The organism is Frankia gtarii (assembly GCF_025403375.1).
In the GTDB taxonomy this organism is placed as follows: Bacteria; Actinomycetota; Actinomycetes; order Frankiales; family Frankiaceae; genus Frankia; species Frankia gtarii.
In genome coordinates this window covers 1-13888 of sequence record NZ_JAMPTM010000044.1, presented here as the reverse complement: position 1 = coordinate 13888, position 13888 = coordinate 1, and the positions used below count along the sequence as shown (strand labels likewise).

General features: G+C 71.0%; 13 protein-coding genes and 1 pseudogene. 3 read left to right on the top strand and 11 right to left on the bottom strand.

Annotation, left to right across the window (positions count from 1 at the left end):
• Positions 1 to 4: 4 nt before the first annotated feature.
• The 7 genes from NBZ83_RS09495 to NBZ83_RS09465 form a co-directional block, all read right to left on the bottom strand.
• Complete coding sequence (locus NBZ83_RS09495; RefSeq protein ID WP_261567011.1) at positions 5 to 1075, bottom strand: NADH-quinone oxidoreductase subunit B family protein; 1071 nt, start codon at positions 1073 to 1075, stop codon at positions 5 to 7.
• Positions 1076 to 1093: 18 nt separating this feature from the next.
• On the bottom strand, positions 1094 to 1690 hold the full coding sequence (locus NBZ83_RS09490) for a hydrogenase maturation protease (protein ID WP_261567010.1): 597 nt from the start codon (positions 1688 to 1690) through the stop codon (positions 1094 to 1096).
• Positions 1687 to 3210 carry a hypothetical protein gene (locus tag NBZ83_RS09485; RefSeq protein WP_261574780.1) on the bottom strand — a complete coding sequence of 508 codons (1524 nt, stop codon included), beginning with the start codon at positions 3208 to 3210 and terminating at the stop codon, positions 1687 to 1689. The genes NBZ83_RS09490 and NBZ83_RS09485 overlap by 4 nt, the downstream gene beginning before the upstream one ends.
• Before the next feature lie 195 nt (positions 3211 to 3405).
• Positions 3406 to 4254: a hydrogenase nickel incorporation protein HypB gene (hypB, locus tag NBZ83_RS09480; RefSeq protein WP_261567008.1), complete on the bottom strand. Its 849-nt coding sequence runs from the start codon at positions 4252 to 4254 to the stop codon at positions 3406 to 3408.
• Positions 4255 to 4279: 25 nt separating this feature from the next.
• On the bottom strand, positions 4280 to 4627 hold the full coding sequence (locus NBZ83_RS09475) for a hydrogenase maturation nickel metallochaperone HypA/HybF (protein ID WP_261567007.1): 348 nt from the start codon (positions 4625 to 4627) through the stop codon (positions 4280 to 4282).
• Positions 4628 to 5254: 627 nt separating this feature from the next.
• The gene (locus NBZ83_RS09470; RefSeq protein ID WP_261567006.1) at positions 5255 to 5497 is read right to left on the bottom strand and encodes a hypothetical protein; all 243 of its coding nucleotides are present in this window, start codon (positions 5495 to 5497) and stop codon (positions 5255 to 5257) included.
• Between the two features lie 30 nt (positions 5498 to 5527).
• Entirely contained in the window at positions 5528 to 6190 is a 663-nt protein-coding gene (locus NBZ83_RS09465; protein ID WP_261567005.1) for a helix-turn-helix domain-containing protein, read from the bottom strand.
• Between the two features lie 60 nt (positions 6191 to 6250).
• Between NBZ83_RS09465 and NBZ83_RS09460 the strand changes: the two are divergent.
• Positions 6251 to 6409 (top strand): annotated as a pseudogene (locus NBZ83_RS09460) (transposase); the annotation flags it as partial.
• A 154-nt stretch (positions 6410 to 6563) separates the two neighbouring features.
• On the opposite strand, the gene NBZ83_RS09455 reads toward NBZ83_RS09460, so the two are convergent.
• The 4 genes from NBZ83_RS09455 to NBZ83_RS09440 all read right to left on the bottom strand — a co-directional run bounded on the left by NBZ83_RS09455 (position 6564) and on the right by NBZ83_RS09440 (position 10589).
• The gene (locus tag NBZ83_RS09455) at positions 6564 to 7385 is read right to left on the bottom strand and encodes an amino acid ABC transporter ATP-binding protein (RefSeq protein WP_261567004.1); all 822 of its coding nucleotides are present in this window, start codon (positions 7383 to 7385) and stop codon (positions 6564 to 6566) included.
• On the bottom strand, positions 7382 to 8254 hold the full coding sequence (locus NBZ83_RS09450) for an amino acid ABC transporter permease (RefSeq protein ID WP_261567003.1): 873 nt from the start codon (positions 8252 to 8254) through the stop codon (positions 7382 to 7384). The genes NBZ83_RS09455 and NBZ83_RS09450 overlap by 4 nt, the downstream gene beginning before the upstream one ends.
• Positions 8251 to 9087, bottom strand: coding sequence for an ABC transporter substrate-binding protein (locus tag NBZ83_RS09445; RefSeq protein WP_261567002.1), 837 nt, complete (start codon positions 9085 to 9087; stop codon positions 8251 to 8253). Before NBZ83_RS09445 ends, NBZ83_RS09450 begins: the two co-directional genes overlap by 4 nt.
• Before the next feature lie 107 nt (positions 9088 to 9194).
• Entirely contained in the window at positions 9195 to 10589 is a 1395-nt protein-coding gene (locus NBZ83_RS09440) for a citrate synthase (RefSeq protein ID WP_261567001.1), read from the bottom strand.
• A 108-nt stretch (positions 10590 to 10697) separates the two neighbouring features.
• Here NBZ83_RS09440 and NBZ83_RS09435 point away from each other — a divergent pair, with 108 nt between their 5' ends.
• Both NBZ83_RS09435 and NBZ83_RS09430 read left to right on the top strand, forming a co-directional pair.
• Positions 10698 to 11948, top strand: a complete 1251-nt coding sequence (locus NBZ83_RS09435) for a citrate/2-methylcitrate synthase (RefSeq protein ID WP_261567000.1) — start codon at positions 10698 to 10700, stop codon at positions 11946 to 11948.
• Between the two features lie 436 nt (positions 11949 to 12384).
• Positions 12385 to 12543 carry a hypothetical protein gene (locus NBZ83_RS09430; protein WP_261566999.1) on the top strand — a complete coding sequence of 53 codons (159 nt, stop codon included), beginning with the start codon at positions 12385 to 12387 and terminating at the stop codon, positions 12541 to 12543.
• Positions 12544 to 13888: the final 1345 nt, after the last annotated feature.

Genomic DNA, 13888 nt, shown 5'->3' with positions numbered 1-13888 from the left:
TGAATCATGGCCGGTAACCCGGGTCATAGCCGGTGGTCAGCAGGTCCCGGTTGTGCCGCCATCTCGGCTCCCGGTTCACCATCGAGTTGGTGATACCTCGAAGGCGCCGGATGATCGACCCGTACGGTTTCACCGCGAGCGAGGACAGACTCGCCCCCGGCGGCATGTCCATGAACGGCATGAACTTGTCGGGGAACCCGGGCATCGTGCAGGCAATGCAGATGCCCCCGACGTTCGGGCAACCACCCACGCCGCCCATCCAGCCCCGCTTGGGGACGTTGCAGTTCACCACCGGACCCCAGCAGCCGATCTTCACCTGACATTTCGGCGAGTTGTAGTCCTTCGCGAAGTCGCCCTGCTCGTAGTAGCCCGCGCGGTCGCAGCCCTCGTGCACGGTCCGCCCGAAGATCCACTGTGGCCGGAGCTGGTCGTCCAGCGGCGGCGGCGGGGCGGCCCCCGCCGCGTGGTACAGCAACCAGGTCAGGGTTTCCATGAAGTCGTCCGGCTGCACCGGGCAGCCCGGAACGTTGACGATCGGCAGGTTGCCGGCCGAGGTGAAGTCGCGCCCCAGATAGTCGAGCAGGCCCATCGAGCCGGTCGGGTTGCCCGCCATGGCGTGGATACCGCCGTAGGCGGCGCAGGTGCCGATGGCGATGACCGCCCAGGCCCGCGGCGCGAGCCGGTCGATCCACCAGTTGATGGTCAGCGGTTGACCGGTGTCCGGGTCGTTGCCGAACGACGTCCAGTAGCCGTCGCCGTTGATCTTCTCGTTCGGGATGGACCCCTCGATGACGAGGACGAACGGCCCCAGCTCGTCGCGGACCGCGGCGCGGAAGGGGGCCAGGAACTCCTCACCGCCCATCGTCGGCGAAAGCACCTTGTTATGCAGGTGGACCGTCGGCAGGCCCGGTATGACACCGGTGACCACGTCCTCGATGGCAGGCTGCGAGGCTGCGGTCACCGAGACCGTGTCGCCGTCGCAGCTCATCCCCTCGGAGATCCAGAGGATGTGGACCTCGTCGACGCCGCCCCCCGGCCGTGTCTGCGTGGCCGGCCGCTCGTCCGTGGCCGTCATCTCGACCCCTCCCTTACCTCACGTACCGTGCCCGGCTCCCACCAGTCGGGGATCCCGGAGAATGGCGCCGATGAGGCCGACCGCGTCATCGACGGCCGCGCACACCGCGCCGGACAGCTCCATCCGCTCCGCCACGACGGCGGGACGGCAGCCGACGACGATGACCTGGCCGATCTCTCCACCGAGAGCGCGCACCAGCCGCAGCACCACGTCCGGGGACATGCCATGCGCGTCGACCACCAAGTCGTCGATCGCGGGAGCGTCGATCCCCGGGGCGTCGATCCCCGGGGCGTCGATCCCCGGGGCGTCGGCTACCCGGGCGTCAACCGCCGAAGCCGCGCCGACGTCGGGACGCAGGACCGTGAGGGTCCCGGGCGGTTCGTCGGTCGGCAGCGCATCGACGATGATCACCGTGTCGTAGCGGCCGTCGAGCAGCGCGAAGGCGAGGTGCAGGCCCCGGATGCCGTAGTCGGCGACGTCGACCCTGTCGGGCAGGGTCGACGGATCGAGCCGGCGGACGACTTCGACGCCGAACCCGTCGTCGCCGAGGAAGATGTTCCCGACGCCGGCGACGAGCGTCCGCGATGTCCCCGGGTCAGGACAGGCGACGGTCATGGCGCACCCGTCCGATCCGCGTCCGTCGGGACGTCGAGCGGGTCAAGCTCGTCGGGGGCGAAGTAGAAGTAACGGCCGGCGGCCCGATGGAGATCACCGGCCCCGTCGCCGTCAAGCGTCACCGCGGCGTGCCGGGTGCCATCGACGTCGAGGAAGATCGCCTCCACCCGGGCGACACGGCCGGCGAGGAACATGTCGTGGGCGTCGGAGCCCCGGGGGCGGGGGCGCAGCCGGACCCGGCTGCCACGCGCGACGGTGACGCCGGCGACCAGCACACTGTCCCGGTCGGGGTGGACCGACCGATCGGCCTCCGGTTCCCACCACTGCGGGTACGGATCAGGATCCGGCTGCCCGGCCGCCGCCGGCCGCCGCTGGGCGTCTGCGTGCACCCCGGCATCCGCGTGCGCCCCGGCGTCCGCCGCTGGCGGGGCGGGAGGCGGCTCGACCGGCCGCAGCGAGCGCACGGCGCCGTGCAGGCGGTCGAGCATGGCACGGGGGATGCCGTCGACCCGGTCGAGGATCTCGGCGGCACGGCGGTCCGTCGCCCGCGCCTCACGCTTCTCCTCCTCGGTCAACGCAGCGGTGCGCAGCGAGAGGATCTCGTCGATCTCGGTGGCGTCGAACAGATCCCCGGGGCTCTCCGGGGCCGTCCTGGGATCGTCGTAGAGGATGATCGGCGAACACAACATGACGTCCCTGGCGCCGCCGGCGAGAACGGGGAACACCCGCAGGTTCTCGCATGCGCGGGCCGCCGTCGCCGCCCAGGCGGGCGGGTCGAGCAGCGACAGGAACCGCCCGCCGCGCACGCCGAGCAGACTGTGCGCCGCGATCAGCGAGCGGCGCAGCGCCTCGGCGCGCGGGCGGCCCGCGGCCAGATCCGCGACCGTGTTCTCGACCACCACCCGCAGGCGGTGGAGCCGGAACGGCGCCTCGGCCCGGGTCGCGGACAGGTGCACGACAGCCGCCACCGGCCACCGGCGGCGCACCACCCGCGCCTCGCCCGGCCGCGGACCCAGCGGTTCGATGTCGACGCCACCCGGGACGAGCAGCGGTATCGACAACGGTCCGCGTTCCGGGTCGATCAGGTCGGCCAGCGCCACGGTGAAGTCAACCTCGCAGGGCCGCCCCTCATCGAAGCTCAGCTCGCGGGTGCCGTCCACCTCGAGCTCGTCGACCGGCCCGAAACGCCCGCTGGCATCCCGCTGCTCGACGCGGCGCCGGATCATCTGCAGGAACCGCAGCCGCAGGAAGACTGTCGCCGACCCGGGCGCCTCCAGCAGGCAGTCGGCCTGCTGGAACGACCCGTCGGCCGAGCCCGAGACGCCCGGCGCCCCCGCCGCGGGCTGCTCTGCGGTCCACCCCGGCGGGGCCAGCACCCCGAACTGCCAGCGCACCCGGTTCTTGCCCGAGGACCGGCGGTAGGGGTAGAGCAGGTAGCCCTCGTAGAGCACCGCGTCGGCGACCGCACGCGCCGCGTCGAACCCGGCGGGTGCTTCGGTCGTCACGCCGGCCGCTGTCATCGCGACCGTTGCCCGCAACAGGCCTGCTCGAGGCTGCCCACGACGGCGTCCCTTCCGGCGGGGCCGCGACGCGACCGAGCTGCACACCCCCACCATAAATAACTCGACGTGCCCGCGAAAGTACTTTTAGTTGCCTGCCGACGGGCTGCCCGGGGCCGGTCTCGCCAAACCCCACCCGCCCGCACCAGTCCGCCGTCAGGCACCAGTCCGCCGTCGGGCATCCGTCCGCGGGCGACGCGCACGCAGCCAGGCGTACCAGGCGGAGAGGCCGGGCTCCGCGTCTGCGCCGGCAGAGCCGGCTGGCAGGTGAAGCGCGGAAAGCGTCAGGACATCAGCTGCGGGGTTGATGCGACGAATCAACCCGATGCTGCGATCGACGTCCACGGCGAGGAACGGCACCAGGTCACACTTCGTGAGCAAAACCAGGTCGGCCTGCGCGAACATGTGCGGATACTTCAATGGCTTGTCTTCACCTTCCGTCACCGAGGTGAGGACCACCCGGGCGCCCTCCCCCAGATCGAACAGCGCCGGGCATACCAGGTTGCCGACGTTCTCGACGAACACGACCGCATCCTCGGGCGGCTCCAGGACCCGTAGCGCGCGGTCGACCATGTCCGCATCGAGGTGGCAGCCGCGCCCGGTGTTGATCTGTACGACCGGGATGCCACCGGCCCGGATCCGCTCGGCGTCCCGCACGCTCTCCTGATCGCCCTCCACCACCGCGAGCGGCCACCCCTCGGCGAGACCCCGAACGGTCCGTTCCAGCAGGGTGGTCTTGCCGGAGCCGGGTGAGCTCATGAGGTTGACCGCGAGCACGTTGCGCGCGGCCAGCCACTCCCGGGTCCGCCGAGCGAGATCGTCGTTCTTCGCCAGCACCCGCTGCTCCAAACGCAGCGTCCGGTCATCGGCATCGGCATCGGCATCGGCGGGAGGGTGCTCGTGAGGATGATCATGCCCCGAGCGGCCGGCTTCCCCGGCGTCGGCCGGAAACGAGGTCAGTCGGGGCGCAGCCGTCGGATCGTCGCAACCGCATGTCTCGCACATCGGTCAGTCCCCTCCCCCATGGGCGTCAGCTGGCTTCCGCCGCGGGCACCAGGCCCACCGAGGCGATCCGCAGGTCGTCGCCGCCGTCCACCGCCACGTCCGCGCAGCCGCAGCCGCAGAGAACGAGGACGTCGTCCGCCACGAACTCGGCGCCGCACCGCCGGCACCGGGCCCGGCCCGCGGGCTCGTCGATGGTCAGGGCGGCACCCGCCAGCGGCGTATCAGCAGTCACCAGGTCGAAGCAGAACCGGATGGACTCCGGCACGACGCCCGACAGCCGCCCGATGACCAGCCGCACCGCATTCACCCGGGCCGGGCCGGTCCGCTCCACGATCGCGTCGACCACACTCTGGGTGATGGCGAGTTCGTGCATGGAGGCTCCTCGACGGCGTCGGCGCGCCAGGCACGCGGCGATGGCGCCCGGCGTGCGTCGAGGGATCCCTACCCCGCGAGGTCGATGTCCAGACGCGGACGCGCCGCTGGGGGCGGGGGGCGAGGCATGCACACCGTCCTCGGGTCGCGGATCATGTGCCCTGACCTCAGGGGATCATCAACCTCCAGCAATTGCCGACGCAACCTCCAGGAGCAGGGAGACCGCCGAACCCTGGATCCGGCTAGACCAACGCTCGGCCAGGGCAGGACCCCTGGCGGCCGGCGCGGTTCCGCAGAGCATCATGATCGCCGAGGTTGGAGCTGAGGCTGCGGCCGGGGCTCATGCCCCACCGGCGGCTACGCGTCAGCCCTCCGGGCCTGCTTGTGGGTGGACGAGTGAGCACAGGGGTCTGGGCCGCCCGGCGGTGGGGCCGGCGGGAGGTCAATTCCGCCGCGCTCCGTCCAGGGGGCGGGATACGGCGGGACTTTCGCACCGTACTCGCTGTCACCACGCGACTATCCCGCGAGAAACCCGCTCGAAATCGCTAAGAAACCTTCGTCTGACCGACGGGCACGACAGCGGCGGACCGCGAGCGGACGGACGCCATTGTCCGACCGTCCCGGTCGGTCAGGCCGCCGCCGACGACGGCGCCGGCGCCGGCGCCGCCATCCAGGTCAGATCTGCCACGGTGACGACAAGCCGGCGGGCGATGTCGTCGACCGGAACACCGGAATCCAACGCCTCCCGAAGAGCGATGCCACGCACTGTGCGTAGCTCAAGCCGTCGCGGATGGTCCGCCCACATCAGTTTGTCGGCGAGCGCTGCCCGCTCCACCGAATCAGACACTGCCACCACGTCTTCATAGGACATCACGGGCTCATGGTTACGGCTGAGCGGACGTTACGCAACATTCGGATGGCGCCTTTTTTGCCGAACCCCGCACAGGTCGACGAACCATGGCCGCATCCTGTCCGGGTACTGTCCCGCCGGTCCCGTCAGCCCTGGTCGGGAGCGTGGGACCGCAGGCCCGGGGTGGCGCCGTCGCGCGCCCGCGACAGGGCCGGTACCGAGCGCCGGCCGGGCAGCAGCGCCGCAGTGGTCGCCGCGGCGACCACGAGCGTCGCAGCGGCGTCGACCAGCAGGGCCAGCCGGATGCCGGCCAGGGTCGACTGGACCGCGGAAAGATGATCGGCGAGGGCCGACGAGCGCGCCGTCGCGACCGTGCTGATGATCGGAATTCGGATACCCGATCTTCGGACCCTTGCCCTTGCCGGACAGCGAGGCGAACCAGTTCTTGAACGCCTGCACCGCGTCCCGGCACGCCTGCACCAGCACCACCGACGACACCTCGGTGAGCCACGTGCGCTCCTCGGTGCGCTTCGCACGCGTCGCCACGCGGCGCTGGACCTCGATGTCCGACAGCTTCTCGCCCGCCGCGTACGCCTCCTCGCGGGTCCGGATCGCGTCGTTGAACACGACCCGGGCACAGCCGAACGCCCGCGCCAACGTCCGCACCTGACCCGGCCGCGGGTAGGCCCGGTAACGGTAACGCACGATCGACATGCCACCCATCTTCCTTGCTCTATAGCAACATCCGACGACTACGAACGTGGCAGGCATGTGGTTTCCGCGCGACTGCTGCGCTCCGCGCACACCAGCCAGATGAACCGGCACAGCATCCGCGGGCACTTCTGGTCACCGTCTTACTTCGCCGTCTCGGCCGGCGCAGCGCCCCTGTCCGTGCTACGCGAACACATCGAAGAGCAACGACGCCCAGCGTGAACGCGCTAACCCCGCCCTGAAGGACGGGCTTGCACGCTACGAATTCAGGTCATGCGGTTACCTGACGGCGGGCAGCGGCTGGCGGTGATGACGGCGGAACCCGGTTCGGCCTCGGCGGAGAACTTCCAGTCGCTGGCCAGCCTCGACCTGACGGTCACGTCACCGGGCCCGCTGCGTGTCCCGGTCCCGGCGGACCCGGCTCCCGGATGCGGGCCAGGAACCGGCGGGTGCGCTCCTGGCGGGATTCGTCGAGAACCCGCTGCGGCGTGCCCCGTTCGATGATCAAGCCACCGTCGAGGACGAGCACCTCGTCGGCGATGTCCCGCGCGAACGCCATCTCGTGGGTGGCCAGCACCATCGGCATGCCTTCCCGTTTGAGCTCGCCGACGAGGTCGAGCACCTCGCCGACCAGCTCAGGATCCAGCGCCGAGGTGATCTCGTCGAGCAGCAGCAGGGATGGTTCGGTCGCCAACGCCCGCACGATCGCCAGCCGCTGCTGCTGGCCACCGGAGAGCCGGTCCGGGTAGACGTCGACCTTGTCGGCGAGCCCGATACGGCCGAGCAGCTCCCGGGCGCGCTCGCGGGCGGCGGCGCGGGGCACCCGATGGACCAGGATCGGTGCGAGGGTGACGTTCTGCAACACCGTCAGGTGCGGGAACAGGTTGTACGCCTGGAACACGACGCCGATGCGGCGACGGATCCGGTCGGCGTTCACCCGCGGATCGGTGATCTCCTCGCCGGCCAGCAGGATCTCGCCGTCGTCGACGGACTCCAGCAGGTTCAGGCAGCGCAGCAGCGTGGACTTGCCCGACCCGCTGCCGCCGACGAGCACGACCGCCTGGCCGGGCCCGACCTCGAAGGTGATGTCGCGCAGCACGACCGTGTTCCCGTAGAGCTTCACCAGGCCGCGCACGCTCAGCACGGGAGCCGCCGGTCCACCCGGCCCACCCGGCCCGACCGCGTCGCCGGTCGTCATCGCATTCCCCCGCCCGCGGCGCCGATGCCGGTCCCGCGGCGGCGGGCGGAGCGGGCGGCGAGATGGTCGGTGATCCGGGTCAGCGGCACGGTGATCGCGAGGAACATCAGCCCGGCGAGCACGTACGGCGAGTAGTTGAAGTGCGCGGACGTGGCGATCTGCGCCGCTCGCACCGCGTCGACGACCCCGAGCACGGACACGAGGCTGGAGTCCTTCTGCAGGCTGATCGCATCGTTGAGCAGCGGCGGTATCACCCGCCGGACGGCCTGCGGCAGCACGACGCGGCGCATCGTCTGGGCATGGGTCAGGCCCAGCGAACGGGCGGCGGCGACCTGGCTCGGATGCACCGACTCGATGCCCGCCCGGAACACCTCGGCGACGTACGCCGAGTAGGTCAGCACGAGGGCGGCGCCGCCGAGGACGAGCGGGTCGGTGGGCAGACCGCGCAGCCGCAGGGCCGGCACACCGAAACCGACCAGGTACAGCACGAGGATGACGGGCAGGCCGCGGAACAGGTCGGTGTAGGCGGCGGCCAGCAGCCGCAGCGGCAGGAACACCGGGCCGGCGAGGGTCCGCAGCAGCGCCACCAGCAGCCCGAGAGCCGCCGCCGCGGCTCCGCAGACGACGAACAGCTCGAGGTTGATGATCATTCCGGTCCGCGCGGCCGGCCAGGCCGCGGTGATCTCCGACCAGGAGAAGAACCGCTGCCGGACCCGCGGCCAGCCCGACGCCCGGGTGATCCCGACGCCCGCGACGACGGCGACGGCGACGGTGCTGGCGGCCGCGATCACCGCTGACCGCAGCCGGGCGCGCCGCCGCAGCCGCCGCCGGTCCCGCTCGCGCTCGCTGGGCTCCCAGGCGGCCGTCACCGCAGGACGGGGGCTCCCGCCTGGGAACCGAGCCACTGCTCGGTGATCCGACGCAGCTCCCCGCTGCTGGTCAGCTGGGCGAGGGCGTCGTTGACATTGCCCACCAGCGGGTTGCCCTTCTCGAACAGCAGCCCGAACTGCTCCGGCGCCCCGGCGGTGGGGAACTGCCCGACGATCAACGAGTCGGGGATCTCGGCGGAGGTCAGCTGGAAGGCGGTCGGCAGGTCGACGACGATGCCGTCGATCGGGCCGTTCTCCATCGCGGTCTTCGCGTCGTTGAGGTCGTTGAAGACCGCCGGCTGCTGCACGGGCGCCACCTGCCTGGTGATGGCGTCGAGGCTGGTGGTGCCGACGGGGGCGCCGAGCTTGGCGCCCTTCAGCCCGGCCAGCGTGCGCACGGCGGCGATCCGCGACGTCTTGAGCGCGACGACGGCCTGGCTGACGTTGTAGTACCCGGTGCTGAAGTCGACGGCCTGCTGGCGCTGCGGGGTGATCGAGATCTCGTTGATGTCGAAGTCGAACTTCTTCGGGCCGGGCGCGAAGGAGCTGGCGAACGGCTCGGTCACCCAGTGGACCTTGTCGGGGGCGAAGCCGAGCCTGGCGGCCACGGCGTAGCCGACCGCGCTTTCGAAGCCCTTGCCGTTCGCCGGCTTGCCGTCGGAGAACCATGGGGCGTAGGCAGGCGAGTCGGTGGCGATCGTCAGCTCACCGGAGGTGACCAGGTGCAGGTCGCCCGAGGACGACCCGCCGCCCGACGAACCGGCGCAGGAGGCGAGCGCGAGCAGGGCCGCGGCGGCCAAGGCAAGGACGGTGGTGCGCCGTGGGCGTGGCATCGGAGACCTCCGAGGGTGTCCCACCGATGCGGGTGGGGCGCGCTGAGCAGGCAAGATGACGGAGTGGTGGGATCGGCACACAGTACCGCCAAACCATGACAAAGAGATCACCGGGGCAGGCCGTCCCCGGTGACGGCTCGGCCGACGTAGATGCCGCGGGGGCGCAGACGCAGCGGCGTCTCCTGGTACTCCTCCAGGGCATGGGCGAGCCAGCCGACCGTGCGGGCCACCGCGAAGATCACCTCACCGGCCTCGGCGGGCATCCCCGCGGCCAACGTGAGGACGGCGAGGGCCAGGTCCACGTTGGGCCGCAGCGCGCGCTCCCTGCCGGCGGCCCGCGCGATCTCGCGGGCCGCCGCCAGGAGGGGTTCGGCGGCGGGCAACGCCGCGATCGCGGCCAGCAGCGCGCGGGCGCGCGGGTCGCCGTCGGGGTACAGCCCGTGCCCGAAACCAGGGATCGGCTGGCCGGCGCGCAGGTACTCGGAAACGACGAGCACCGCGTCCCCCCGGTCGACCACCTCGGCGAGCAGCCGGTATGCCAGCCGGCTGGCGCCGCCGTGCAGGGGCCCGTCCAGGGCGGCGAGCCCGGCGGAGACGACGGCGTACGGATCCGCCCGCGCCGAGGCCGCGACCCGGGCGGCGAACGTGGACACGGCGAGTTCATGATCGGCGAGCAGGCCGAGGGCCCGATCGAGGCATGCGACCGCCGCCGGGTCGCCCGGCCCGCCGGCCAGCCGCCCCCACAGCCGGGCGGCGATCCCCCCCTGCTCCCCGGCCATCGCAGAGACACCCGGCACCGCAGAGGCACCGCTCGCCGGGGGCACCTCGGGTGGCGTCGGGAGAGCCTCGACGAGCGCTGCGACGAGGGTGCGGGCGGTGAGCAGGACGCTGTCCTCCCGCAGGTCGAAGCGCAGCGGATCGCTCGCCGCGGCGACCGAGACCGCGACCCGCAGCCGGTCGGTGAGCCGCGCCCTGACGGGCAGAATCCCGCCCACCCGTTCCAGGGTGGCGGCAAGATCCGGTGGAACGGCCAGCACCGTCGCGGGGTCCGTCCGGCCGCGCCAGAGCCAGCCGGCCACGTCCTCGAAGCTGTGGTCGGCGACGAACGCGACGGCGTCGACCCCGCGGTAGTACAGGCGGCCGTCCGCGACGAGGGTCAGTCGGGTGCGCACCGCCGGCAGGTCGGCACCGGTCGGCGCGGTGGCGGCGGGAGCGACCGCGGACGAGGCGGCGGCGCCGGCGGGAGCAGCGGCATCAGCAGCCGGGGCGGTCCGCGCGGGATTAGCGGCGGCGCCAGTCCCGTCGGCCGTGGCGGCGCGAGCCCGCGCATGACCCTGGGTGCGTAGCCGCTCGACCTCGGCGGGATCGAAGGTGCTGCCCCGCTCGCCGGCCACCCGCCGGCTGTGCAACAGCCCGCGGCTGGCATAGGCGTAGACCGTTTCGAGCTTCACCCCGAGCCGGTCGGCGACCTCGCGTGAGGTCAGTCGCTCACCATTACTCATCCGCGACTCCTCCCGCTCCACCGAGTGTACTGATTCACGTTGATTATAATCAACGTTGACATTACGTCGATAGAGGATCAACCATGGATGGCGAGGAGGCTACCCATCATGGTGATCACGACTGACAACACGGCCCGCACCGGCGCCGAGAACGCGACGGAGGCGGCGGAGGCGGCAGCGCAGGCCTCGCCCATCTCGTCGGCGGGGGTGGATGTCCCGCGGGGACTGAAGGGGGTGGTCGTCACGCAGACGGCGCTCGGCGACGTGCGCGGGCGCGAGGGCTTCTTCCACTATCGGCAGTACTCGGCCGTGGAGCTGGCCGAACGCCGCTCGTTGGAGGACGTCTGGCAGCTGATGCTGTTCGGCGAGCTGCCGGACGCCGCGGCGCGGGCAGCGTTCGCCGCCCGGGTGGTGCCGTTGCGGCGGCTCCCGGCGGGCCTCGGCGAGCTGCTGCCGGCGCTCGCACGGGCCGGGACCGGCGGGGGCGCGCTCGACGGGCTGCGCACCGCGTTGTCGCTGGCCGGCGCCGCCCGTGGCGTCACCCCGCTGTACGACACCGACGAGGCGGCCCGCGTCGGCGACGCCCTGTTCGTCGGCGCGGTCACCCCGACGCTCGTCGCCGCGCTGCACCGGCTGGGCCGCGGGCTCGCCCCGGTGGCGCCCCGCGACGACCTGCCGTTCGCGGCCAACTACCTGTACATGGTCACCGGCGCCGAACCGACCGCCGCGCAGGTGCGTGCGATCGAGCGCTACCTGATCTGCACGGTCGACCACGGTTTCAACGCCTCGACGTTCACCGCTCGAGTGATCGCCTCGACCGGGGCGGACCTGGTGGCCTGCGTCGTCGGCGCGATCGGCGCGCTGTCCGGGCCGCTGCACGGCGGCGCGCCGAGCCGGGCGCTGGACACCCTCGACGCGATCGGCAGCCCCGAGCGGATCGACCCGTGGATCCGCGACCATGTCCTCGCCGGTGATCGGATCATGGGCTTCGGCCATCCCGTCTACCGGACGGAGGACCCGCGGTCGCGGTTGCTGCGCGGCGTCGCCGAGGACTTCGGCGGCGACCTCGTCGCGTTCGCGGTCCAGGTCGAGCGGCGGGTGGTGGAGCTGCTGGCCGAGCTGAAGCCGGGTCGCGAGCTGCACACGAACGTCGAGTTCTACGCCGGGGTCGTGATGGAGCTCTGCGGGTTGGCACGGGACATGTTCACCCCGACGTTCGCCGTCGCCCGCACGCTCGGCTGGACGGCGAACATCCTCGAACAGGCCACCGACAGCAAGATCATCCGTCCCTCGGCCCGCTACGTCGGCCCGCCGGCACCCCAGCCGGTCCCGCCACTCCAGCCGGTCCCGACTCCGTAGCAGGTCCCGACGCCATCGCCGGTCCCGACGCCATAGCCATCCGCATTCGGCTTTTCGGCGCGCCATTGCCGCCGCCCGGGCGACACCGCGCGCCGAATCCGCGGACTGTTCAACCGAATGTCGATCCGGAGACGATCAGTGCCGTCGACGACCCGACCACCGCGGCGGGCGTCGTTCCTTGCCCGGAGGCAAGACGACAACCGGATCTGAACGGCGGGCTGGTACGGCGACAGCTGGTCCGACCAGCAGACCCCGGCGGACGCCCCCCGCACCAAGGACCGGCCCGCGCTGGCCTTCCACCACGGCCGCACGGTCATGGCGTGGAAGGGCTCGGGAAACGACGCGGGAATCTGGCACGCGGAGTTCCAGAACGGCCGCTGGTCTGCCCAGCGGCCCTCCCCGGGCGGAACGGAGCACCGGGCCGTCGGCGGCCTACGTGAGAAACACCGTCATCACGGCGTGGAAAGGTGTCGGCGCCGACGCGCGCATGTGGACCTGCCGGAATTTCCGCGAACCGCAGATCGCCGTCGCGAACGGCGCCTTCGGCACCAGTGACACCCCGGCCGTCGTGAGCACCTTCGTCACGCAGCTCTGATCGCCCGGGTCAGGTGGGGACTCGCTCCCGCGTCCCCACCCCGGTACGCCGGCCCCGCACCACCCCCGGCCCGAGCGCCCGCGCCGGGCACTGCTTCTCCACCGTCGGCCGCGCCCGGCCACGTCATCGCCCATCCGCGAGGGAGTCAGGACGGCGACCCGCCAGCGCGGGTCGCCCCGGACCGTCCACCACCGGTGCCCGGCAGAACTCTGCCCAGCACCCCTGGGCAGTCTCCTTCCCATGCGCGACGGAAAACTGCGGTCACCATCCTCCGAACCACATTCATCGGCAATGCACAGCAAAAACGAGCAGCGCAACAAGACCGCAAGCAGGACCACATCCATCGCATCAACTCCGATCCGGCGGAAAAAGAAGAACCGTGGGTGGCATAAGCAGGGCCCCCGAGGGGAACGGGGACCATGCTGGATCACCCAAAATGGCCGGCGTCGGCGCGGAAGGCAACCATCACGCCCCATTGGCAATCTGTTGCCATAACGTTCCGTAGCAAGATGTGCCACAGCCTGGATCAACTACCCGGCTCCTCCGCTTCCCCTGCCGGCACAACTGCCCGCTAATCGGGATATTTCACCTAGATCGCCTCAAGATAGGTTACTCTGCGCAAGAAATGTGATTTGCGACACACAGTGGGGCTTTACTTGCGCGAAACATTCACGTGGACGAGACCGACAAGCTAGACGACTGGATACTTTCGGTAAGCAATTTGACACGAAGAGTGCATCACTTCAAGCCTTCAAGATACTTTTTAGGTGAATTGACCGATTTGCTAGCAGTAGACGCAGACCAACTCCGGGCGACAGGCTGAACGTCCGCACGCTGAGCGAGCCCCGCCGGAGACCCCTCCGGGCCCCTTCATCCGTCCACGACTCACCCAAACGGCGACTGATCGTCATGGGCAGCAGAGACTTCTTTCTTCGAATCGGATGACAACAAGGCCTCGGTTCTGGCACAGTCCAGCCCGGACCCGAGCGCAACCGGGTTCACCAACATCACCGACTCGGCGCGACGCGCCTAGTTCGAGCGCGTCTCTTTCCTCATCATCGAGGTCTTCTCTCCCGCTCCTGGCTGACGCATGCCCAGGGTCCCTGGGAATGGTCGCTGCCCATGAGGACAAAGCCGAAGAAGGTGTTCCACATCACGGGGAGGTGAATCGCCACGAGTCGGCATCGTCGGCTTCCTGAGCACGCCGGGCGGCATCGGATCGCCGAATCGCCCGGCAGGCACCGGGCCATCACGACGGACACCCAGACCCGGCGCGCCTCCCGACGGCCGGTCCCGCAGTCCTCGATCCACGCGGCGCGACAGCCGCCCCCACCCCGCCCCACTC